The following is a 20,414-nucleotide window of genomic DNA, read 5'->3' as shown; positions in this document are numbered from 1 at the left end:
GTGGGGTGGGTGGCCGGCGGGTTCCGCGGGGGACGGTCAGGACTTGGTGGCTCCCGCGGTCAGGCCGGCCTGCAGGTGTCTCTGCGCGTAGCCGAAGACCAGCGCCGCGGGGACCGCGATCAGCACGGCGGCGGCCGTCATGGTGTGCCAGTCCTGGGTGTGCTGGTTGACGAAGGTCTGCAGGCCGCCGGCGAGGGTGAGGTTCTGCTCGCCGGTCATGAAGGCGGTGGCGTAGGCGACTTCGGCCCAGGCGGTGACGAAGCTGTAGAACGCCGTGACCGCGAGGCCGGGCTTGGCCAGGGGCAGCACCAGCCGCCAGTAGGTGCCGAACGGGGTCAGCCCGTCCACCCGGCCGGACTCGTCGATCGCGACCGGGATGGTGTCGAAGAAGCCCTTCATCATCCAGGCGCAGAACGGCACCGCGATGGTGAGGTAGGTGACGATCAGGCCGACCGGCTGGTTGAGCAGGCCGTAGCGCGACATCAGGTTGTACAGCGGGACGATCAGCACCGCCATCGGGAACATCTGCGTGATCAGCAGGGTCCACATCAGCGAGCGCATGCCGGGGAACCTGAAGCGGCTGAGCGCGTACCCGGTGGTGGAGGAGATGAAGACGGCGAGGAACGTCGTCACGACCACGATCAGCACCGAGTTGCCGAACCAGGTCAGGAACGCCGTGTTGTTGATGACGTGGTCGTAGTTGTCGAGGCTGAACTCCGAGACCAGCGACAGCGAGAACGACTCGCTGCGCGGCTTGAACGAGGTGACCAGCAGCCAGAACGGCGGGAAGAGCGCGATGAACGCGCCGACCAGCAGTCCCGCGTGCAGCCCGAAGGAGGCCAGCGGGCCGCGTTCCCCACGCCGCCGCGGCGGGCGTTCCCCACGCCCGGCCCGGCCGGGCGGCGGACCGCCGGGGGCGGTGCCGGTGACGGCCGGTTCGGTGGCGGCCGGTTCGGTGGCGGCGCCGGACCGGAGCGGCTGGGCCGGCTGGGTGGACTGGGTGGCCATCGTCACCACACCCCCTCTTTGTCGCCTTGCTTGCGGAGCGCCCGGCGGTAGGCCAGGGCGAACAGGACCAGGAGCAGCAGGATCAGCACACCCCAGGTCGCGGACCCGGCGAAGTCACGCGGACTGCGCTGGAACGCCAGCTTGTACGCCTCGGTCACCAGGATGTCGGTGGACCCGACGGGACCGCCTCCGGTGAGCAGGAAGATCACCGGGAACATGTTGAAGGTCCAGATGCAGCTCAGCAGCACCACCGTGGCGCTGACCGAACGCACCCCGGGCAGCGTGATGTTCACGAACCGCTGCCACGGCCCGGCGCCGTCCATCTCCGCCGCCTCGTACTGCTCGGAGGGGATCGACTGGAGCGCGCCCAGCATCGCGATCAGCATGAAGGGGACACCGAGCCAGACGTTCACCGCGATGACGGAGACCTTCGCCCAGAACGGGTCGGTCAGCCAGCTCATCGCACTGAGCCCGCCGCCCTCCAGCGCCGCGTTGAGGATGCCGCTGCGCTCGTTGAACAGCATCCGCCAGGCGAAGATCGAGACGAAGGCCGGGATGGCCCACGGCAGGATCAGCGCCATCCGGTACAGCGCCCGGCCGCGGACCTTCCGGTTGAGCATGTTGGCCAGGGTCAGGCCGACGAGGAAGGTGATGGCCACACACGAGACCGTCCAGATGACGGTCCAGGTCAGCTTGGACCAGAACTGGCCGCCGGCGAGGACGTCCACGTAGTTCTGGAGGCCGACGAAGTCGTAGGTGGCGTCGATGGTGTTGACACCGATGCGCCGCTCGACGTTGCCCTCGTTGGCGTCGGTGAACGTCAGGTACAGACCCCGCACCAGGGGCCAGCCGACGATCACACCGATCACCGTGACCACCGGGGCGATCATCACCCAGGCGTACCAGTGGGTGGACAGGCCGCGTCGCAGCCGCGTCCCCACGCCCGGCCCGCCGGGGGTCCCGTTCCCGGCGCCGCGCGGCGCCGTGTCCTTCCGGTCCGTCGCCCGGTCCGGGCCGGGGGCGGTCACGCCGCCCCCGGCCACGGCCGCCGGCGGGCCGCTCGCGTCAGCCATCTGCCCGGTCAGCTCCTCGTTCTCCTGCGTCCTGCCCTGTCCCGGCTGTGCGGCGGGCGGCGCGTGCGCGCCGCCCGGCCGCGGGTCTCACTGCCAGCCGAGCAGGTCCCGGTAGCGGTCGGCGGTCTTCGACGCGGTCTCCTCGGGGGTGGACTGGCCGAGCAGCATCCCCTCGACCTCCTCCTTCAGCGGGTCGAAGAGCGAGTTGCCCTCCGGGATCCAGGCGCGCTCCTTGGCGACCTCGACGGCCGGGGCGAAGAACTCGACCATCTCGTTGGTGGCGACGGACTCCACCTCGTACACGGAGGCGCGGGTCGGGAGCAGGCTCAGCTCCTCGGTGATGCGCTGCTGGACGTCGGCCGAGCTCATGTAGGCGACGAACTCCTGCGCGGCCTCCATCTCGTCCTCGGGCAGCCCGGCGTAGACGCCGTAGTTCCAGCCGCCCTGCGGCGAGCCCTGGGTGACGGAGCCGGCCGGGACCGGGGCGACACCGAGGTTCTCCGCGCCGATCGCCTCGGCCGCGTCGTTGATGGCCCACGGGCCGTTGATCATCATGGCCACGTCGCCGTTGCCGAAGGCGCCCATCATCGACTCCCACCCGTCGGTGGTGTCGGTGATCGCCGCGCCGGAGTCCAGCAGGTCCCGCACCGCCTCGAACGCGGCGACACCGGACTCGTCGTCGATGGTGACGGTCTCGGCGTCGGCGTCGACCAGGTCGCCGCCCTCACCATAGATGTAGGGGAAGAACCAGTAGGGATCGTCACCACGCAGGTAGAACGGGGCCTCCAGGCCCTCGAAGGCGTCGGCGGACGCCTTGATGTCCTCCAGCGACTCCGGCACCTCCACGTCCGCCTCGTCGAGAAGCGCCTTGTTGTAGAAGAGCGCCAGGGTGTCGATCACCTGCGGGACGGCGTAGGTCGTGCCGTCGTACTGGGTCGAGGCCCAGGCCTGCTCCAGGTAGTCGTCCTGGTTCTCGACGGCCGGGGTGCCGTCGAGCGGCGCCAGGTAGTCCAGGCTGGCGAAGTCGGAGACCCAGGCCACCTCGGTACGCATCACCTGCGGCGCGTCCCCGGTGGGCGCGGCGTTCTTGAAGCGGTCCTGGGCGCCGTCCCAGCCGATGTTGACGTAGTCGACCTCGACATCGGAACGGACGGTGGAGAACTCCTCGGCGACCGCCTTGAAGACCTTCGCCTCGGTCTCGTTCGAGGTGTCCCAGAAGGTGACGGTGATCTTGCCGCCCTCGCCGGAGCCGCCGCCCGAGTCGTCACTTCCGCAAGCCGTTGCCGCAAGCGCCAGAGCAGCGATGGCAGCCGTCGTCCCTATGCTGCGCCGCATGTGAACTCCTTCAACAGGTGTGGCCCGTAGGGGGCGCGGGGGGCCGCACCCGGGGGCACCGCTCCACTGCGGCGCCGGGCTGAGCAGGAACGTAACAGCGGCGCAATACTTTGGAAAGACCTTGCGGCAAGTTTCTGCAAGACGATGCCCGGCCGTGACAACGCGCCCCGACGCGACCGCCGACGAGCGCACCGCGGCCCGCGCGCCGCCCGCGCACAGCCCGCCCACGACCCGCGCACAGCCCGGTGACGACACGGCCTCCGGTCCACCGAACGGGATATCCGGGACAGAACACCCGGAGTGTGTGCGACCTCACCGGGCGCCCGGTACAGTCCGGTTCTGTGACCGCGCGGCTAGCAGACATCGCAGCCCAGGCGGGGGTCAGCGAAGCGACGGTCAGCCGGGTCCTCAACGGCAAACCCGGTGTCGCCGCGACCACCCGCGAAGCCGTGCTGACCGCGCTCGACATCCTCGGCTACGAACGCCCCGCCCGGCTGCGCCGGCGCAGCGCCGGCCTGGTCGGCCTGATCACCCCCGAGCTGGAGAACCCGATCTTCCCGGCGTTCGCCCAGGTCATCGGACAGGCCCTGACCCGCCAGGGCTACACCCCGGTGCTGGCCACCCAGACCCCGGGCGGCTCCACCGAGGACGAACTGACCGGGATGCTGGTCGACCGCGGCGTCTCCGGCATCATCTTCGTCTCCGGCCTGCACGCCGACACCACCGCCGACATGGAGCGGTACGAGCGGCTGCGCGGACACGGCGTCCCGTTCGTCCTCATCAACGGCTTCTCCGACCAGGTGCGCGCCCCGTTCGTCTCGCCCGACGACGGCGCCGCGATGCGGCTGGCCGTCACCCACCTCGTCTCGCTCGGCCACCGGCGGATCGGCCTCGCACTCGGCCCGGCGCGGTTCGTCCCCGTGCAGCGCAAGACCGCCGGCTTCCTGCGGGCCCTGCGGGACGAGCTGGGCACCGGCGAGGCGGAGGCGGCCGAACTCGTCGAGCACTCCCTCTACACACTCGAAGGCGGGCAGGCCGCGGCCACCGCGCTCATCGGACGGGGCTGCACCGCCGCGATCTGCGCGAGCGACATGATGGCGCTCGGCGCCATCCGCGCCGCCCGGCAGCGCGGGCTGTCGGTCCCCGGCGAGTTCTCCGTCATCGGCTTCGACGACTCGCCGCTGATCGCCTTCACCGACCCGCCGCTGACCACCATCCGGCAGCCGGTCCCCGCCATGGGGCAGGCCGCCGTGCGGGCCCTGCTGGAGGAGATCGGCGGGACGCCCGCGCCCCACAGCGAGTTCGTCTTCCTGCCCGAACTCGTCGTGCGCGGATCGACCGCCGCGGCCTCGGGGATCGCCTCCCCCATACGGGGGAGCCGCCCCGTCCAGGACCCGACCCAGGGATGATCGACGCGACTTTCGTCTCTGGCAGACTGTCCGCCCATGGGGGTAATCAGCAGCGTCGGGCCGAAAGATGATCACCGGGTGAACACAGGACACGGACCCGTGGAACAGGAGACCACCGACCGGTCCGCGCCGAGCAGACCCTTCGGCCGGCTCCGCCGCCAGCGGCGCCCCCGCATCTGGTTCGAGCTGCTGCTGATCGCGGTCAGCTACTCGGTGTACTCCTACATCCGCAACGCGGTCCCCGAGCAGGCCCAGGTCGCCCAGCGGCACGCACAGCAGATCTGGGAGCTCCAGGAGGACATGGGGCTCGCCGTCGAACTGGCGATCAACCACGCCGTGAACGACATCACCTGGCTGATCGTCTCCCTGAACTACTTCTACGCCACCCTGCACTTCGTGGTGACCATCGCCGTCCTCGTCTGGCTCTTCCGCAGCCACCCGGGACGCTACGGCGCGACCCGCCTGGTGCTCTTCGCCACCACCGGCGTCGCCCTGCTCGGCTACTACCTCTACCCCCTGGCCCCGCCGCGGCTGATGGAGGGCATGGACTTCATCGACACCGGGCTGATCCACCAGACCTGGGGCTCGCTGTCGTCGGAGTCGATGCAGTCGGTGTCCAACCAGTACGCGGCCATGCCATCAATGCACATCGGCTGGTCGGTGTGGTGCGGACTGACCATCGCCGTCCTGGCGCGCGCCAGGTGGCTGCGGGTGCTGGGCGCGCTGTACCCGGTCGCGACCCTCTTCGTGATCGTCGCCACCGCCAACCACTTCTGGCTGGACGCCGTCGGCGGCCTGATCTGCCTGGCCTTCGGCTTCGCGGTCTCCTGGGCCTGGTACGGGCGGCCGTGCTACCGCCTGCCGCGTGAGGTCGTCCCGCCCGAGACCGTGCCGGTTCCGGTCCCCGCGCGCCGGCCGGCCTCCGGCGACCGCCGGGGACCGGGCGAGGCCGACGGCGGCCCCGACGGCCCGGGAGGCGGCGGCCCGGGAGGCGGCGGCCCGGAGCCGGACCGGCCGGACGGCGCGCCGGGACACGGCGGCCCCGACGGCGCCCGCACGCGTCACGACGGGACGGACGGCCCCGTCCACGACGGCGGCGGCGGGGCCGGAACCCCGCCCGGCGTGCCGGAGGGAACGCCGGACGGAACGCCGGACGACGGCGAGGCGCGGACCGGCACGAAGGACCACGTCGGGGACGACGCGCCCGGCGGCAGCACCACCGTCGGCGACCCGGGCCGCCTGCCGAAGCAGGACCGGCCCGAGAAGGCCCACGCACCCTCGGCACACCGCTGAGCCGAGAACTCGGGGCGCTCACGCGGGTACGACACCGGCGGCCGGTCAGCGGACGACGGTCTGGATCTCCCGGACGGTCACCAGCTGCTCGCTGGCGGTGAAGCCGTCGGGCAGCACCTCCGCCACCGCCCCGTCGGGGTCGGCGGACGCCGTCCAGTGGACGTCCCAGGTCAGCTCCACCCGCAGCGGATAGCCGGCCTCGTCCGAAGCCCTGCGGTAGGTGACGTTGCAGTCGGCGCCCGCGGTGTCCACCTCCGAGCCGTCGAGCCGGTACTCACAGACGGCCGGATCGGCGTACTCCGTCCCCGCCTCCACCCGCAGCTCACGCGGCACCGCCACCACCGTGGCGGCGAACCGGACACCGAGATGATCCATGCTCGCCGTGGTGGTGACCCGGCCCGGCAGCGCGTCGGCCGCCAGCGCCACATGCACGTCGAGGTTGACGCGCTGCGCGTCCGGCGGCGGCCTCAGAGTCGCCTGCGGCGGCGGCAGCCGCGTCGCGGCGTACGCCACCTCGGCCAGCATCTCGGGCCCCACGGCCTCGCCCGCGGGCGGGTCCGCGCCGGTTTCGACCCACACCTCGTTCCCCCGCAGGATCGCGCACTCACCGCGTGCCTCCTCCTCGGGCAGGTGCTGGTTGAAGACCGTGCCCCACCAGTGGCCGTCCTCACCCTGGTGGTAGTCGACTGCCCGGATGTCCGCCAGCCAGTCCGACTGCGCACTCCCCGAGTGCGCCCGTTCGTCCGCCATCAACTCCGCGAACTCCTCCGGCGTGTGGAGGGGCTGCAACCAGCACACGGGCGGCACCCAGGTCGTGTCCCGGGAAGTCAGCGGCGCGCCGCCGCCGGCGCCGCCCGTCCCGGTTCCGGAAACGGTGACCTGGGACCAGATGACGTCGCTCTCATTTCCGGCGGAGGCGTCCTCACGGCCGGCGCCCCGTTGCATCGCCATCGCTGGAACGACCGATGCCAAGGTGAACGCGGCAACCCCCACCATCCCGCACGTAGCGATACTCAGGCCGAATCGGCGCACTTCTCCGACCCCCTGTCCCACGAGGAAACGCTCACCTGCCAGTTGTCACCCTCTGCCCGTTCCAGCCGCATCCGGTGTTCGAGGAAGTGGTGGTACTCACCCTCCGCCTCGTCCGGAACACGCTCCCCCGTCTCCACGTCCTCGGTGCGGACTTCGGCCACGTCCTCGCAGAAGGCGATGCTCGCACCGGCCTCGCTGATGTCTGAGACGACGCGGTCGTAGACGCGGTGCACTCCCGCCAGGGTCCACCCCTCATCCGCGTACCAGTCGAAGTCGTAGAGGTAGTCCGAGTCCACAGGCGCAGTCCAGTATCGGGAGAAGTTCTCCGTGCCCTTCTGCTGGACGTAGCTCTCCATCATCGCCATCAGCGCGTAGCCGTGGTCGCGGAGGAGTTCGTCCTTCTCCGGGTCGCCGGTGGTGTCGTCGTCGATGACGATCTCGAAGTTGTCCGGGAAGTCGAACGTCGGTTCGCCAGGGTCGCCGGCGTCCTCCTCGTCCGTCTCCGGCTCCTCGCCGTTCTCCGGCTCCTGGCTCGGTGCGGCGTCGCCACCCTGGCCCATCCCGGGCACATCGTCGGCGGCATCGTCCCCGTCGCTGCCGCAGGCGGTCAGCAGCAGGGCCGCGGTGAGGGCTGCCGCGCCGAGCGCGGCGGGGTTACGGCGTCGGGCTGTCATCAGGTCCGTCCCCTGTCGGTCCGTCAATACAGGCCGAGGGCACGGCTGTTCGGACGCCCCCGGTCGTCTACTACCGGAGAACGTAGCCGATGTCACTGACGAGTGGTACCGAGACGAACACGATGAGCGACATCGCCGCTCAAGAGTGACCTGGGTGAACCTTCCGTGAAAACACCGGCGCGATCGGTGGGGATCAGCTCTCGTACTCGTAGAAGATCCGGTCCACCACGGCGCGGGCGCGACGGGTGGTGCGGCGGTAGTCCTCCAGCATCTCTCCCGCGTGGCCGGGCTCGTAGCCGAGGTAGCGGGAGACGCCGGACAGTTCGCGGGTGGCGTTGGGGAAGGTGTCGCCCGGCCGTCCGCGTACGAGCAGCACCGCGTTGCGCACACGGCTGGCGAGGAGCCACGCCTCGTCGAGGGTCTGGGCGTCGTCCTCGCTGATCAGTCCGGCCTCCCGGGCGGCGGCCAGCGCCGGGCGGGTACTGGGGGTGCGCAGTTCGGGGTGGTCCCAGCCGTGGCGCAGTTGGAGGAGCTGCACGGTCCACTCCACGTCGGAGAGGCCGCCGCGGCCGAGCTTGGCGTGGAGGGTGGGGTCGGCGCCGCGCGGGAGGCGCTCGGATTCCATCCTGGCCTTGAGGCGGCGGATCTCCCGTTCGGCGTCCTCGCCCGGTCCGCCCTCGGGGTAGCGGATGGGGTCGATCAGGGCGACGAACCGCTCGCCGAGGCCGGGGTCACCGGCCATCGGCTGGGCGCGCAGCAGGGCCTGGCTCTCCCAGACGACGCTCCACCGCCGGTAGTACGCCTCGTAGGAGACGAGGCTGCGGACCAGCGGGCCGCTCTTCCCCTCGGGGCGCAGGTCGGCGTCGATGAGCAGCGGCGGGTCGGGTGCCGGGATCTGGAGAAGGCGGCGCAGTTCGTTGGCGACGGCGTGGGCCGCCCGCGAGGCTTCGGCGTCCTCGACGCCCTCGCGCGGCTCGTAGACGAACATGACGTCCGCGTCGGAGCCGTAGTTGAGTTCGTGGCCGCCGAACCGGCCCATGCCGATGATGGCGAACCGGGCGGGGAGGGTGTCACCGCTGTGGGCGCGGGCGGCGGTGCGCAGGGCGCCGGCGAGCGCGGCGGCGTTGAGCGCGGTGACGGCGTCCCCGACGCGGTCGACGGTCGCGGCGTTGACGCCGGGTTCCGCGTACGCCTCGATGACGTCGGCCGCCGCCGTGCGGAACAGCTCGCGGCGCCGCACGCCCCGGACGGCGGCGATGGCGCCTTCGGAGTCGGGGTGCCTGCCGACGGCGGCCAGGATCTCCTGTTCCAGCGCGGCCCGGCCGCGCGGGCGCAGCCCTTCCTCGCCGCCGAGCAGGGAGACGGCCTCGGGTGCGCGCAGCAGCAGGTCGGTGGCGAACCGGCCGGAGGCGACGACCCGGGCGAGGTTCTCGGCGGCGGCCCCCTCGTCGCGCAGCAGCCGCAGGTACCAGGGGGTGTCGCCGAGGGCGTCGGAGACCTTGCGGAAGCCGAGCAGTCCGGCGTCGGGGTCGGCGGAGTCGGCGAACCTGTCGAGGAGAACCGGCAGCAGCGTCCGCTGGATCGCGGCTTTGCGGCTGACGCCGGAGGCGAGGGCCTTGAGGTGGCGGAGCGCGGCGGTGGGGTCGTCGTACCCGAGGGCGACGAGCCGCTGTTGCGCGGCGGCCAGCGACAACCGGGCCTCGCCCGCGTCGAGTTGGGCGACGGACTCCAGCAGCGGACGGTAGAAGAGCTTCTCGTGGAGCCGTCGCACCACCGAGGTGTGGCGTTTCCAGGCCCGCGTCAGTTCGGGCACCGGTTCCTTGAGGAAGCCCAGTGAGCGGCCGATGCGGCGCAGTTCGTCCTCGGTGTCGGGCATCAGGTGGGTGCGCCGCAACCGGTAGAGCTGGATGCGGTGTTCGACGGTGCGCAGGAAACGGTAAGAGGCGTCGAAGTGGGCGGCGTCGGCCCGGCCGACGTAGCCGCCGTCGGCCAGGGCGGCGAGGGCGGCGAGCGTGGTGGGGCTGCGGAGTTCGGCGTCGCTGCGGCCGTGCACGAGCTGCAGCAGCTGCACCGCGAACTCGACGTCGCGCAGTCCGCCGGGGCCCAGCTTGAGTTCGCGTTCGGCGTGCGCGGCGGGGATCGACTCCTCGACGCGGCGGCGCATCTGCTGCACGTCGACCACGAAGTTGTCGCGGTCGGCCGCCTGCCACACCAGCGGGGACACGGCCGCGTGGTACTCCTCCCCCAGCGCGCGGTCCCCGGCGACGGGCCGGGCCTTCAGGAGCGCCTGGAACTCCCAGGTCTTGGCCCAGCGGTGGTAGTAGGCGAGGTGGCTGGAGAGGGTACGGACCAGCGGGCCGTTGCGACCCTCGGGGCGGAGGTTGGCGTCGACCGGCCAGATGGTGCCCTCGGCCGTGGTGTCCGAGCAGATGCGCATCATCCGGGCGGCGAGGCGGGTCGCCGCCTGGAGGGCGGGGCCCTCGGCCTCCGGTTCGGCCCCCTCCGGCGGTTCGGCCACGAAGATGACGTCCACGTCGGAGACGTAGTTGAGTTCGCCGCCGCCGGTCTTGCCCATGGCGATGACGGCGAGGCGGCAGCGTTCGGCGTCGGCGGGTTCCTCGGCGGACGCGATGCGCAGGGCGGCGCGGAGCGTGGCGGTGGCGAGGTCGGCGAGTTCGGCGGCGGTCTCGGTGAATCCGCTGCTTCCGCTGAGGTCACGGGCGGCGATCATCAGCAGCGCGCGGCGGTAGCCCAGTCGCAGCCGGTCGCGGTCGTCCGCTCCGGCGAGGGCTGCTTCGAAGTCGGGCAGCCCGGGGTAGAGGTCGGCGGTGTCGAAGGCGGCGAGGACGCGCCACTCGTCGGGGTGGGCGGCCAGGTGGTCGCCCAGCGCCTCGGAGGCGCCGAGGACGGCGAGCAGCCGGTCGCGCAGCGGCTTGCTGGCGTTGAGCGTCTCCAGCAGCAGCGTCCGGTCGGCCTCCTCGGGCTGGTTCTCGGCGAGGCGGACCAGGGAGCGCAGCGCCAGGTCGGGGTCGGCGGTCGCCCCGAGCCCGTCGAGCAGGGTGCCGTCCGATCCGGGGGGCCGCAGCGGCGCGGAGTCCAGCAGTTTCACCGCTGCGGCGGGGTCGCTGAACCCCCGCCTGATCAACTGCCCGAACCGGCTGTCCCGCCGCCCGCCGACCGACACGTGGTGTCCTTCCTGCATTGCTGCCCGGGTGCGCGCCCCGGCGCGCCGGGCCGCGCTCCGGCGTGTACGGCCCGGTCCGGGCAGGTCACGCCGGTGACGTCCGCGGCACGCGGCCGCGGGTCGAGCCTAACGACTCCCCGCGCGGACGGCGTCCGACGCGACGTGCTTCGGCCGCCGGCCGGCCGTCGCGCCCCCGGGAGCCGTCGCGTCGCGGGCGTCCTCGCCGTCCGTCCGCCGTTTCCGGAACCCCTGTCCCGGGGTGGCCGCCGCATGGGGCGGCGTGGGTGCGGGTAACGCCCTCGCAGCGCCGGACCGCCGCCGGCGTCGTCACAGCGCCGTTCCCCCACCGCGGCGCGGCCGGAACCGCCGGCCGTGCCATGACTTCGAGGAAGAGTGATCGACGACATGTGCGACGACCACGCACGGCCGGACACCCGTGACGACGCCGGCAATGACGACGCCCGTGGCGGGATCTCCCGCCGCGGGCTGCTGGCCGGTGTCGGGACCGGCTTCGGCCTGGCACTGACCGGCCTTCCCGGGACCGCGCAGGCGGCACCGGCCACGACCGCGATGAACGGCGCCTGGTGCAACCCGGCGCAGGGCAGCTTCCCTTCCGGCGGCGGCTTCCACGCCCCGCGCGGCGGCGGGCTGCATCTGGGACAGGACATCTCCAACCCTTCCGGCACTCCGCTGTACGCGGCGGCGGCCGGGACGGTGATCCGCCGCGGAGTCGCGGTGATCGGCGGCCGGACCGGCAACGGCATCGTCATCCAGCACGCGGGCGGCATGTTCACCTACTACGGGCATCTGGACGCCTTCCGGGTGGCACTGAACGCCCGGGTCGCCGCCGGGGCGCGGATCGGCGACATGGGCACCACCGGCAACGTCACCGGTCCCCACGTCCACTTCGAGACCCACTCGGGCAGCCTCGGCAATCCGGTCGACCCGGTGCCGTTCATGGCCGCGCGCGGTGTCGACCTGCGAGGCGGATGGTCCCGGGTCAACCCCGGGGCGTCGGGCCAGCGGGTGCGGGCGATCCAGCATCTGCTCAACCAGCGGCGCGGCGCCGGACTGCTCGTCGACGGCGTCTACGGTTCCGTCTCCAGCGGGGCGATGCGGGCCTTCCAGTCCGCCAACGGGCTGGCGGCCGACGGCCAGGTGGGCCCGCAGACCTGGCCGGTGCTGGTGTACTCGCTGCGGCGCGGCGCGGGAGGCTCCCATGTCCGGGCGCTGCAGACCGCGCTGAACAAGCGGAGCGCGGGGCTCGCGGTGGACGGTGACTTCGGCGGCGTCACCGAGTCGGCGTTGCGCACGTACCAGAGCGGCAACCGTCTGGTGGTCGACGGCCTCGCCGGGCCGGTGACCTGGCGGGCCCTGGTCGGCTAGCGGGCGGCCGTGGTGGCGCCCACCGCCGTGGCGGGCGCCACCACCCCGCGGCCGACTGCTCAGAAGCGGAACGGCGCGCGCCGGGAGTGGCCGCCGAGGTGGTACCAGGCGCGGCTGCGCTGGTGCCCGGAGAGGAGCCGCACCAGGAAGACGCAGGTCAGGGCCATGGGCACGCAGAGCAGGTGGAGGACGATGGTCCAGCCGGCGAGCGACGACATCTGCCCGAAGTCCACGACCCCGGCGAGGCGGTCGGGCACCTCGGTCATCGCCGGGATGGTGAACGACAGAGCCAGGTAGGCCAGCGACGCGACGACGTTCGCCACCCACCACCAGGAGAGGAAGTGCCGGCCCGGCCAGTCGAGCGCGCGCCGGGCCTCCGCGCCGGCCGAACGGCCCCGCGAGTGGTCGGGCAACGAGGCGTACCAGCTGTCGCGCGCGACCTGAGCCGGGATCACCCACCAGGCGAGCGGGATGAACCAGCCGCCCACGGCCATGCCCGTCGTGTACCGCGCCTCACCGGGGAAGAACACCTCGGCGTTGTTGCGGACCCGCCAGAACCAGATCAGCCCCACGACGAAGAGCGCCACCCCCAGCACCACCTCGATACCGAGGAGCAGGCTCACGTCCTCCGTCATCACGTCGATGTCGGCCCACGCGGCCCAGTTGGCCGCCTCCCACTCGTCGATGGTGCCCATGAAGCCGGCGTAGGAGACGACGGCGATCAGCTTGAACCCGACGTAGACGGCGAGCAGCCAGTAGAGCGCGGTCTCCACGCTGCGCAGGGAAACCAGCCGGGCGGGGCCCGGGTAACGATCCCAGTGGGCGACGGCCGGTGGACCGGACGGGCGCGGCGGTCCGCTCGGGCCACCGCGCGCCGTGCCGCCCCCGGGCCCGGCCGTGGCTCCGGCCGTGGCGGAGCCACTGACCGAGGCGTTGCCCCGGACCGACCAGCGCAGGTCGGCAGCGGCCGGGTCCTGCGCGGCGGGGGCGGCTGAGTCCGTGGTGTCCGAGGTGTCCGTGGTCTCCGAGGTACTGGCGGTGGCTCCGGTGTCATCGTCGTCGTCCAGCGCGAAGTCGCCGCCCGGGGTGCCCGAGCCCGTCGCCGGATCGGCGGCCACGCCGGGCGAGGTCTCCGGCGGGCCCCACGGCACCGGCGGCGCGGTGCCGCCCTCTTCCGCCGAGGCGGGGACCGGCACGGTCTCGGAGGCCGGGACCGGGGCCGGCGCCGGGACCTCCGGTGCTCCCGCGTGCCCCGGATCGTCGGCGGATACCGGCTCGTCGGCGGACGCCGCACCGTCAAGTGGCGGTTCGCCCGGGGGCGGCTCACCCGGGAGCGGGTTCTCGCCCCCGCCTCCGCCGGAGATCCGCAGGTCGACGCGGGCCATGCCCCGCACGGAGATGCGCGCGACCGCCGCGAGCGCACGGCCGGGGAGCCAGGGGTCGCCCCCGTCAGCGGTGGCGTCCTCGTCCAGCCCGGCGCGGTAGCGGTCCAGCGCTCCCAGCAGCGCGGTGCCGTCGGGCCGGTCCTCCGGGGTCTTGGCCAGGCACGAGGCCACCAGGTCCCGCAGTTCCTCCGGAACGTCGTCGAGGCGCGGCTCGTTCTGGACGACCGCGAACATCAGCGCGTGCGGACTGCTCGCCTCCTCGACGGGGAAAGGAAGCCGTCCGGTGGTGGCGTGGACGAGCACGCCACCCAGACAGAAGATGTCGCCCGCGGGCGTGACCCGGCGGCCGAGCACCTGCTCCGGGGACATGTACCCGGGAGAGCCGACGGAGGCCCCGGTGTGGGTGAGACCGCCGGTGGCGGCCACGTCGACCAGACGGGCGACCCCGAAGTCGATCAGACGTGGGCCGTCGACGGTGACCAGGACGTTCGACGGCTTGACGTCACGGTGCACCAGCCCCGCGCCGTGTACCGCCTCCAGGGCGCGGGCGAGCCCGAGCCCCAGCGCGCCCGCGCTGCGGCCCGGCAACGGGCCGTGGCGGGTGATGAGTTCGTGGAGTGTCGGCCCGGGCACGTACTCCGTGGCGATCCACGGCGCACCGCCGTCGTCACCGGGCTCGGCGTCGAGAACGGCGGCGACCCACGGCGAGCGCACCATCCCGGCCGCCTGGATCTCCCGCGCGAACCGGGCCCGGAACCCGGCGTCGTGCGCGGCGCCGCTCCGGATCGACTTCAGGGCGACCCGCGCCCCGGCCAGGCTCTCCGCGAGGAAGACCGTGCCCATACCGCCGTCGCCCAGCCGCGCCAGCAGCCGGTACGGCCCCACCCGGCCCGGGTCCCCTGACTCCAACGGCCTCATCCGAGCACGCCCCTCCCCTGGTGCCGGGCCGGACCGGCGCGGCCAGCCCCGTAGCGCGGCGCCCAAGCGACCCCGCACCCACCGGAGTTGCGGCACCACCAGCCAAAAGACTACCGACCGGCCCCGACACGGCACAGCGGGCGTACGGGCACCGCACCCGCCGCCGGACCGGCGCTACGGCGCTACAACACAGGGAGGTTCTTGCGGAGTTCGAAGGCGGTGACCTCGGAGCGGTACTCCTCCCACTCCTGCTTCTTGTTGCGGAGAAAGAAGTCGAAGACGTGCTCGCCCAGGGTCTCGGCGACCAGTTCGCTGCGCTGCATGAGATCGATCGCCTCGCCGAGGTTCTGCGGGAGGGGGTCGATGCCCAGGGCGCGGCGTTCGGCGTCGGTGAGGGCCCAGACGTCGTCCTCGGCCCCGGCGGGGAGTTCGTACCCCTCCTCGACGCCCTTGAGGCCAGCGGCGAGCAGCACGGAGTAGGCGAGGTAGGGGTTGGCGCCGGAGTCCAGGGAGCGGACCTCGACGCGGGTGGAACCGGTCTTGCCGGGCTTGTACATCGGGACCCGGATCAGCGCCGAGCGGTTGTTGTGGCCCCAGCAGATGTAGGAGGGCGCCTCGCCGCCGGCGCCGGCCGGGCGGTTGGTGCCGCCCCAGATCCGCTTGTAGGAGTTGACCCACTGGTTGGTGATGGCGGAGATCTCCGCGGAGTGGCGCAGCAGTCCGGCGATGAAGGAGCGGCCGACCTTGGAGAGCTGGTACTCGGCGCCGGTCTCGTGGAAGGCGTTGCGGTCGCCCTCGAACAGCGAGAGGTGGGTGTGCATCCCGGAGCCGGGGTACTCGGAGAACGGCTTGGGCATGAAGGTGGCCTGGACTCCCTGTTCGAGCGCCACCTGCTTCATGACTAGCCGGAAGGTCATGATGTTGTCGGCGGTGGTCAGCGCGTCGGCGTAGCGGAGGTCGATCTCCTGCTGGCCCGGCGCGCCCTCGTGGTGGGAGAACTCCACGGAGATGCCCATGGACTCCAGCATGGAGATCGCCTGGCGGCGGAAGTCCATGCCGACGTTCTGCGGGGTGTGGTCGAAGTAGCCGGAGGAGTCGGCCGGGGTGGGCCGGGTGCCGTCGACGGGCTTGTCCTTGAGCAGGAAGAACTCGATCTCGGGGTGGGTGTAGAAGGTGAACCCGAGGTCGGAGGTCTTGGAGAGGATGCGCTTGAGGACGTAGCGCGGGTCGGCGTACGACGGGGAGCCGTCGGGCATCAGGATGTCGCAGAACATCCGTGCGGTGCCCGGGGACTCGGCGCGCCAGGGCAGGATCTGGAAGGTGCTGGGCGCGGGCTTGGCGATCATGTCGGACTCGTGGACGCGCGCGAAGCCCTCGATGGCGGAGCCGTCGAAGCCGATGCCCTCGTCGAAGGCCTGCTCCAGTTCGGCGGGCGCCACCGCGACGGACTTGAGGAAGCCGAGAACGTCGGTGAACCACAGTCGGACGAACCGGATGTCGCGCTCCTCCAGCGTACGGAGCACAAATTCCTGCTGCTTGTCCATCTCCACCCATCCTCGCTGGTCACGCCGCCGGGCACCGGACCCTGGGAAGACCCCGGGCCGCCCGGGGGCACATGAGCATTCCACCACACCGTTTCGCGGGCGTTGCGTACCCGCGTCACGGCCCGGCGCCAGCGGCGTGTGGGGGCGTGCGCCCCAGGGCTCGCAGAGGGCGTGAACGCCGGGCACGGGGGTGTTCACGGGCAGTCATGCGCCGTTCCGTCCCCGCCTTCGCTTCGCGCCCGCCGGAGTGACCGGCGCCGCACCCGAGAGATCTCGTCAGTTAGACGATTAATCACGTAGACTCGCCCTCGTGCCTCAGCTACGTCTTGCTCTCGCCCAGATCGACTCCTGCGTCGGGGACCTCTCCGGCAACGCGGACGCCGTGGTCCACCGGACCCGGCAGGCCGCGGCGGACGGCGCCCACCTGGTCGCCTTCCCCGAGATGATGCTCACCGGCTACCCGGTGGAGGACCTCGCGCTGCGCGGCTCCTTCGTGGAGGCCAGCCGTGACGCGCTGCGCGCCCTGGCCGCCCGGCTGGAGGGCGAGGCCCTGGGCGGGACACCCGTCGTGGTCGGGTACCTCGACCGGGCCGGCGCCCGCCCCCGGCTGGGCCAGCCCGCCGGCGCGCCGCAGAACGCCGCCGCCGTGCTGTACGGCGGCGAGGTCGCGCTCAGCTTCGCCAAGCACCACCTCCCGAACTACGGCGTCTTCGACGAGTTCCGCTACTTCGTGCCCGGCGAGACGCTGCCGGTGGTGCGGGTGCGGGGCGTCGACGTGGCGCTCGCGATCTGCGAGGACCTGTGGCAGGACGGCGGCCGGGTACCGGCGGCACGCGCGGCGGGAGCCGGGCTGCTGCTGTCCGTCAACGCCTCCCCCTACGAGCGCGACAAGGACGACACCCGGCTGGACCTGGTGCGCAAGCGCGCTCAGGAGGCCGGCTGCACCACCGCCTACCTGGCGATGACCGGTGGCCAGGACGAGCTGGTCTTCGACGGCGACTCGATCGTGGTCGGCGCGGACGGCGAGGTGATCGCCCGCGCGCCGCAGTTCGCGGAGGAGCTGCTGCTGCTCGACCTGGAGCTGCCCGCCGCCGGGGAGGCGCCCTCCGGGGTGGTGGACGACGGCCTGCGGATCGACCACCGGGTACTGTCCGCCGAGCCGCTGCCCCGGTACGAGCCGGTGTACGGCGGCCGGGTGGCACCGTCCACCTGCGACGAGGAGGAGATCTACGGCGCGCTGGTGATGGGGCTGCGCGCCTACGCGCACAAGAACGGCTTCCGCTCCGTGCTGATCGGGCTGTCCGGCGGGATCGACTCGGCGCTCGTCGCGGCGATCGCCTGCGACGCGCTCGGCCCCGAGAACGTCCACGGCGTGTCGATGCCCTCCCGCTACTCCTCCGGCCACTCCCGCGACGACGCCGCCGAGCTGGCACGCCGCACCGGGCTGCGGTTCCGCACGGTGGAGATCGAGCCGATGTTCGCCGCCTACATGGGCCAGACGGAGCTGACCGGGCTCGCGGAGGAGAACCTCCAGTCCCGGCTGCGCGGCACCCTGCTGATGGCGCTCTCCAACCAGGAGGGCCACATCGTCCTGGCGCCGGGCAACAAGTCGGAGCTGGCCTGCGGCTACTCGACCCTGTACGGCGACTCGGTGGGCGCCTACGGCCCGATCAAGGACGTCTACAAGACGACCGTCTTCCGGCTCGCCCGCTGGCGCAACGACGACGCCGCCCGGCAGGGCGGGACGCCGCCGATCCCCGAGAACTCGATCACCAAGCCGCCGAGCGCCGAGCTGCGCCCCGGCCAGGTCGACACCGACTCACTGCCGGACTACCCGGTGCTGGACGCCATCCTGGAGCGGTACGTCGACCGCGACCGGGGCCACGCCGAGATCGTCGCGGCGGGCTTCGACGCCGAGCTGGTGACGCGGGTGCTGCGGCTGGTGGACACCGCCGAGTACAAGCGCCGCCAGTACCCGCCGGGCACCAAGATCTCGCCCAAGGGATTCGGCAAGGACCGGCGTCTGCCGATCACCAACCGCTGGCGGGAGACCGGCGCGGAAGGCGCGGCCGGGGGCGCGGGCCTGGGCTGACGCGCCCGGCGCGCGAACGGGCGCCCGGCGTACGGCCGACCGCCCGGCGCACGAGCGACAGGCCGACGCACGAACGACCGGCCGGTGGCGGGCCCCGCACGGGGGTGGGGGCCCGCCAGCCCGCCACGCCGGAGCGCGGACGCCGACGCGGTCAGTGCACCAGCTTGAGGCCGATCACACAGCCCACGATGCCGGCGAGGAACAGCAGCTTCAGCAGCGTCGCGGGCTCGCCGCCGAACGCCATCGCGTAGCCGGCTGTGCCGACGGCGCCGATACCCACCCAGATCGCGTACGCCGTACCGACGGGCAGGGTGCGCAGGGCCAGTGCCAGACCGCCCATGCTGAGGACCAGCGCGACACCGAAGACGATGCTGGGCACCAGCCGGCTGAAGCCCTCGGACTTCCCCAGCGCGGTCGCCCAGACCGCCTCCAGCGCACCGGACACGACAAGAAAGAACCAGGCCACGACGATCCCTCCGGGCGTCGTCTTGTCCTGTCCGGGTACGACGCACTCGTCCGGGAGCCGGTCGGGGCTCTGTGTCCACTGTCGCACACCCTGCGCGACCGGGGGTGACGCGGCCCCGCGCCGCCGGCCGCCGCCCCGAGACGCGGGGCTCCGGCGACGCGTGGACGACCGGGTGACGGATGACGGATGGCGGATGGCGGGTGACGGGTGACGGATTGCGGAGCCCCGCGCCCCCTCAGAGGTCCAGGCGGGCGGCGACGGGCAGGTGGTCGCTGCCGGTGGCGGGCAGCGTCCAGGACGAGACCGGTTCGAGGCCGCGCACGAGGATCTGGTCGATCCGGGTCACCGGGAAGTCCGCCGGGAAGCTGAAGCCGAACCCGGCCCCGGCCGCGCCCTGGGTGGAGCGCAGCTGGGAGGTGAGCGGTGCCAGCGCCCGGTCGTTCATGGTGCCGTTGAGGTCGCCCAGGAGGACCACCCGGTCCTGGCTGTCCGCCGCGATGGCCTCCGCCAGGGTGTCGGCGGCGCGGTCCCGCTTGCCGGCGGTGAAGCCGGACCGGAACTCCACCCGGACCGAGGGCAGGTGCGCCACATAGGCGGCGACCTCACCCTGCGGGGTGGCGACCGTGGAGCGCATGGCGCGCGGCCAGCCCATGCCGATGTCGATGTCCTGGGTCCGGCTCATCGGGTAGCGGCTCCACAGCCCCACCGTGCCCTGCACGCTGTGGTACGGGAACTCCTGTGCCAACTGGCCGTCGTAGACCTCCTCCTGACCCTCCGGGATCTCCTGGAGCGCCAGCAGGTCGGCTCCGGAGCCCGCCAGGTTGCGGGCGGTGGCCTCCGGGTCGGAGTTCTCCGCGTCGACGTTGTGGCTGACGACCATCAACGAGCCGCCGTCGCCGGTCTTGTCGACCAGCAGCCCCCCGAAGAGGTTCAGCCAGACCAGCGCCGTCACCAGGGCCGCGGCGAGCGCGGAGACCGAGCGGCGCAGCAGCGCGCAGCCGACCACCACCGGGATCACCAGACCCAGCCACGGCAGGAAGGTCTGGAGCAGACTCCCGAAGTTGCCGATGGCGTTGGGCACCTTGGAGTGCAGCAGCATGGCCGCGGCGGCCGTCAGGGCGATCCCGGCGAGGATCAGACCGCGCCGCCAGCGGCCCGTGGAATCACTCCACTTGGGTGTTCTGCTCTCAGCCGGCTCCGGGTCGTCGGCACCGGGCGCCGGCGTTCCGGCGGAGGTTTCGGTGCGTGCCATCTGTCCCCCTCGCTGGCCGTGACGTCATTGCCCCAGGAACGATAGGCGAGTACGGGCCCCCGACTCACATCGGCGGTGTCCGCTCCGTGTCGCTCCCGGGCACCGGGGCGGGCCCTCCCGCGTGCCCCGTCGGGCCGGTGGCAGCGGGGTCGCACCATCGCTCTCGGAGTCCGAGACGTCACGCAGGGCCTCCGGGGTTCCGTGATCGACATCTCCTTCGGCATGACGCCCGGGTCTTCTCGGCCACGGCCGTGCGGTGCGACCATGGAAGGGATCCGGGGACGCCGAACGGCGCCTCGAGACGACGAACAGGAGCACTGCGATGACGCAGCAGAACGAGCCTGCCCGCACCGCCCCCTCCCC

Annotated in this window: 13 protein-coding genes, 1 pseudogene and 1 riboswitch; of the genes and pseudogenes, 4 read left to right on the top strand and 10 right to left on the bottom strand. The window is 72.5% G+C overall.

Annotated elements, in window-relative coordinates; translation table 11 throughout:
- Window positions 1-36: 36 nt before the first annotated feature.
- The 3 genes from E0D90_RS00795 to E0D90_RS00785 form a co-directional block, all read right to left on the bottom strand.
- Window positions 37-1,008 carry a sugar ABC transporter permease gene (locus E0D90_RS00795; protein WP_130796254.1) on the bottom strand — a complete coding sequence of 324 codons (972 nt, stop codon included), beginning with the start codon at window positions 1,006-1,008 and terminating at the stop codon, window positions 37-39.
- A gap of 2 nt (window positions 1,009-1,010) precedes the next feature.
- Window positions 1,011-2,081 (bottom strand): carbohydrate ABC transporter permease, encoded by a 1,071-nt coding sequence (locus E0D90_RS00790; protein WP_130796234.1) that lies wholly within the window; start codon window positions 2,079-2,081, stop codon window positions 1,011-1,013.
- 87 nt (window positions 2,082-2,168) lie between these two features.
- Window positions 2,169-3,416 (bottom strand): extracellular solute-binding protein, encoded by a 1,248-nt coding sequence (locus tag E0D90_RS00785; protein ID WP_130796233.1) that lies wholly within the window; start codon window positions 3,414-3,416, stop codon window positions 2,169-2,171.
- A 341-nt stretch (window positions 3,417-3,757) separates the two neighbouring features.
- Here E0D90_RS00785 and E0D90_RS00780 point away from each other — a divergent pair, with 341 nt between their 5' ends.
- The gene (locus tag E0D90_RS00780; protein WP_130796232.1) at window positions 3,758-4,825 is read left to right on the top strand and encodes a LacI family DNA-binding transcriptional regulator; all 1,068 of its coding nucleotides are present in this window, start codon (window positions 3,758-3,760) and stop codon (window positions 4,823-4,825) included.
- Between the two features lie 36 nt (window positions 4,826-4,861).
- Window positions 4,862-5,833 (top strand): annotated as a pseudogene (locus E0D90_RS27560) (phosphatase PAP2 family protein); the annotation flags it as partial.
- 330 nt (window positions 5,834-6,163) lie between these two features.
- On the opposite strand, the gene E0D90_RS00770 reads toward E0D90_RS27560, so the two are convergent.
- The 3 genes from E0D90_RS00770 to E0D90_RS00760 all read right to left on the bottom strand — a co-directional run bounded on the left by E0D90_RS00770 (window position 6,164) and on the right by E0D90_RS00760 (window position 11,026).
- Window positions 6,164-7,069: a hypothetical protein gene (locus tag E0D90_RS00770; RefSeq protein WP_130796231.1), complete on the bottom strand. Its 906-nt coding sequence runs from the start codon at window positions 7,067-7,069 to the stop codon at window positions 6,164-6,166.
- 62 nt (window positions 7,070-7,131) lie between these two features.
- A complete protein-coding gene (locus tag E0D90_RS00765) occupies window positions 7,132-7,824 on the bottom strand; it encodes a hypothetical protein (RefSeq protein ID WP_130796230.1) in 693 nt (230 codons plus the stop codon).
- A 193-nt stretch (window positions 7,825-8,017) separates the two neighbouring features.
- Window positions 8,018-11,026 (bottom strand): bifunctional [glutamine synthetase] adenylyltransferase/[glutamine synthetase]-adenylyl-L-tyrosine phosphorylase, encoded by a 3,009-nt coding sequence (locus tag E0D90_RS00760; protein ID WP_130796229.1) that lies wholly within the window; start codon window positions 11,024-11,026, stop codon window positions 8,018-8,020.
- A gap of 498 nt (window positions 11,027-11,524) precedes the next feature.
- Between E0D90_RS00760 and E0D90_RS00755 the strand changes: the two genes are divergently transcribed.
- The gene (locus tag E0D90_RS00755) at window positions 11,525-12,394 is read left to right on the top strand and encodes a peptidoglycan-binding protein (protein ID WP_227869894.1); all 870 of its coding nucleotides are present in this window, start codon (window positions 11,525-11,527) and stop codon (window positions 12,392-12,394) included.
- A 59-nt stretch (window positions 12,395-12,453) separates the two neighbouring features.
- On the opposite strand, the gene E0D90_RS00750 is transcribed toward E0D90_RS00755, so the two are convergent.
- The gene (locus tag E0D90_RS00750) at window positions 12,454-14,688 is read right to left on the bottom strand and encodes a protein kinase domain-containing protein (protein ID WP_170214905.1); all 2,235 of its coding nucleotides are present in this window, start codon (window positions 14,686-14,688) and stop codon (window positions 12,454-12,456) included.
- 191 nt (window positions 14,689-14,879) lie between these two features.
- On the bottom strand, window positions 14,880-16,241 hold the full coding sequence (gene glnA2 / locus E0D90_RS00745) for a gamma-glutamylpolyamine synthetase GlnA2 (protein WP_103500964.1): 1,362 nt from the start codon (window positions 16,239-16,241) through the stop codon (window positions 14,880-14,882).
- A 310-nt stretch (window positions 16,242-16,551) separates the two neighbouring features.
- On the opposite strand from glnA2, the gene E0D90_RS00740 reads away from it, so the two are divergent.
- Window positions 16,552-18,333: an NAD+ synthase gene (locus E0D90_RS00740; protein WP_130796227.1), complete on the top strand. Its 1,782-nt coding sequence runs from the start codon at window positions 16,552-16,554 to the stop codon at window positions 18,331-18,333.
- A 151-nt stretch (window positions 18,334-18,484) separates the two neighbouring features.
- Here E0D90_RS00740 and E0D90_RS00735 read toward each other — a convergent pair whose 3' ends face one another.
- Together E0D90_RS00735 and E0D90_RS00730 are read right to left on the bottom strand one after the other, a co-directional pair.
- Window positions 18,485-18,799 carry a DMT family transporter gene (locus E0D90_RS00735; RefSeq protein ID WP_130796252.1) on the bottom strand — a complete coding sequence of 105 codons (315 nt, stop codon included), beginning with the start codon at window positions 18,797-18,799 and terminating at the stop codon, window positions 18,485-18,487.
- An 11-nt stretch (window positions 18,800-18,810) separates the two neighbouring features.
- Window positions 18,811-18,872, bottom strand: a riboswitch (guanidine-III (ykkC-III) riboswitch).
- A gap of 162 nt (window positions 18,873-19,034) precedes the next feature.
- A complete protein-coding gene (locus E0D90_RS00730) occupies window positions 19,035-20,051 on the bottom strand; it encodes an endonuclease/exonuclease/phosphatase family protein (RefSeq protein ID WP_130796226.1) in 1,017 nt (338 codons plus the stop codon).
- Window positions 20,052-20,414 lie beyond the last annotated feature (363 nt).

This window comes from Streptomyces otsuchiensis, assembly GCF_004305975.1.
GTDB lineage: Bacteria > Actinomycetota > Actinomycetes > Streptomycetales > Streptomycetaceae > Streptomyces > Streptomyces otsuchiensis.
The sequence above is the reverse complement of the archived record's forward strand: the minus strand, read 5'-3'. Positions and strand labels throughout refer to the sequence as shown.

What these genes read in the sequence shown, in the direction of transcription:
- E0D90_RS00795 (WP_130796254.1), bottom strand. Translation starts at nt 1,008, where the DNA reads ATGGCCACCCAGTCCACCCAGCCGGCCCAGCCGCTCCGGTCCGGCGCC.
- E0D90_RS00790 (WP_130796234.1), bottom strand. Translation starts at nt 2,081, where the DNA reads ATGGCTGACGCGAGCGGCCCGCCGGCGGCCGTGGCCGGGGGCGGCGTG.
- E0D90_RS00785 (WP_130796233.1), bottom strand. Translation starts at nt 3,416, where the DNA reads ATGCGGCGCAGCATAGGGACGACGGCTGCCATCGCTGCTCTGGCGCTT.
- E0D90_RS00770 (WP_130796231.1), bottom strand. Translation starts at nt 7,069, where the DNA reads ATGGCGATGCAACGGGGCGCCGGCCGTGAGGACGCCTCCGCCGGAAAT.
- E0D90_RS00765 (WP_130796230.1), bottom strand. Translation starts at nt 7,824, where the DNA reads ATGACAGCCCGACGCCGTAACCCCGCCGCGCTCGGCGCGGCAGCCCTC.
- E0D90_RS00760 (WP_130796229.1), bottom strand. Translation starts at nt 11,026, where the DNA reads ATGCAGGAAGGACACCACGTGTCGGTCGGCGGGCGGCGGGACAGCCGG.
- glnA2 (WP_103500964.1), bottom strand. Translation starts at nt 16,241, where the DNA reads ATGGACAAGCAGCAGGAATTTGTGCTCCGTACGCTGGAGGAGCGCGAC.
- E0D90_RS00730 (WP_130796226.1), bottom strand. Translation starts at nt 20,051, where the DNA reads ATGGCACGCACCGAAACCTCCGCCGGAACGCCGGCGCCCGGTGCCGAC.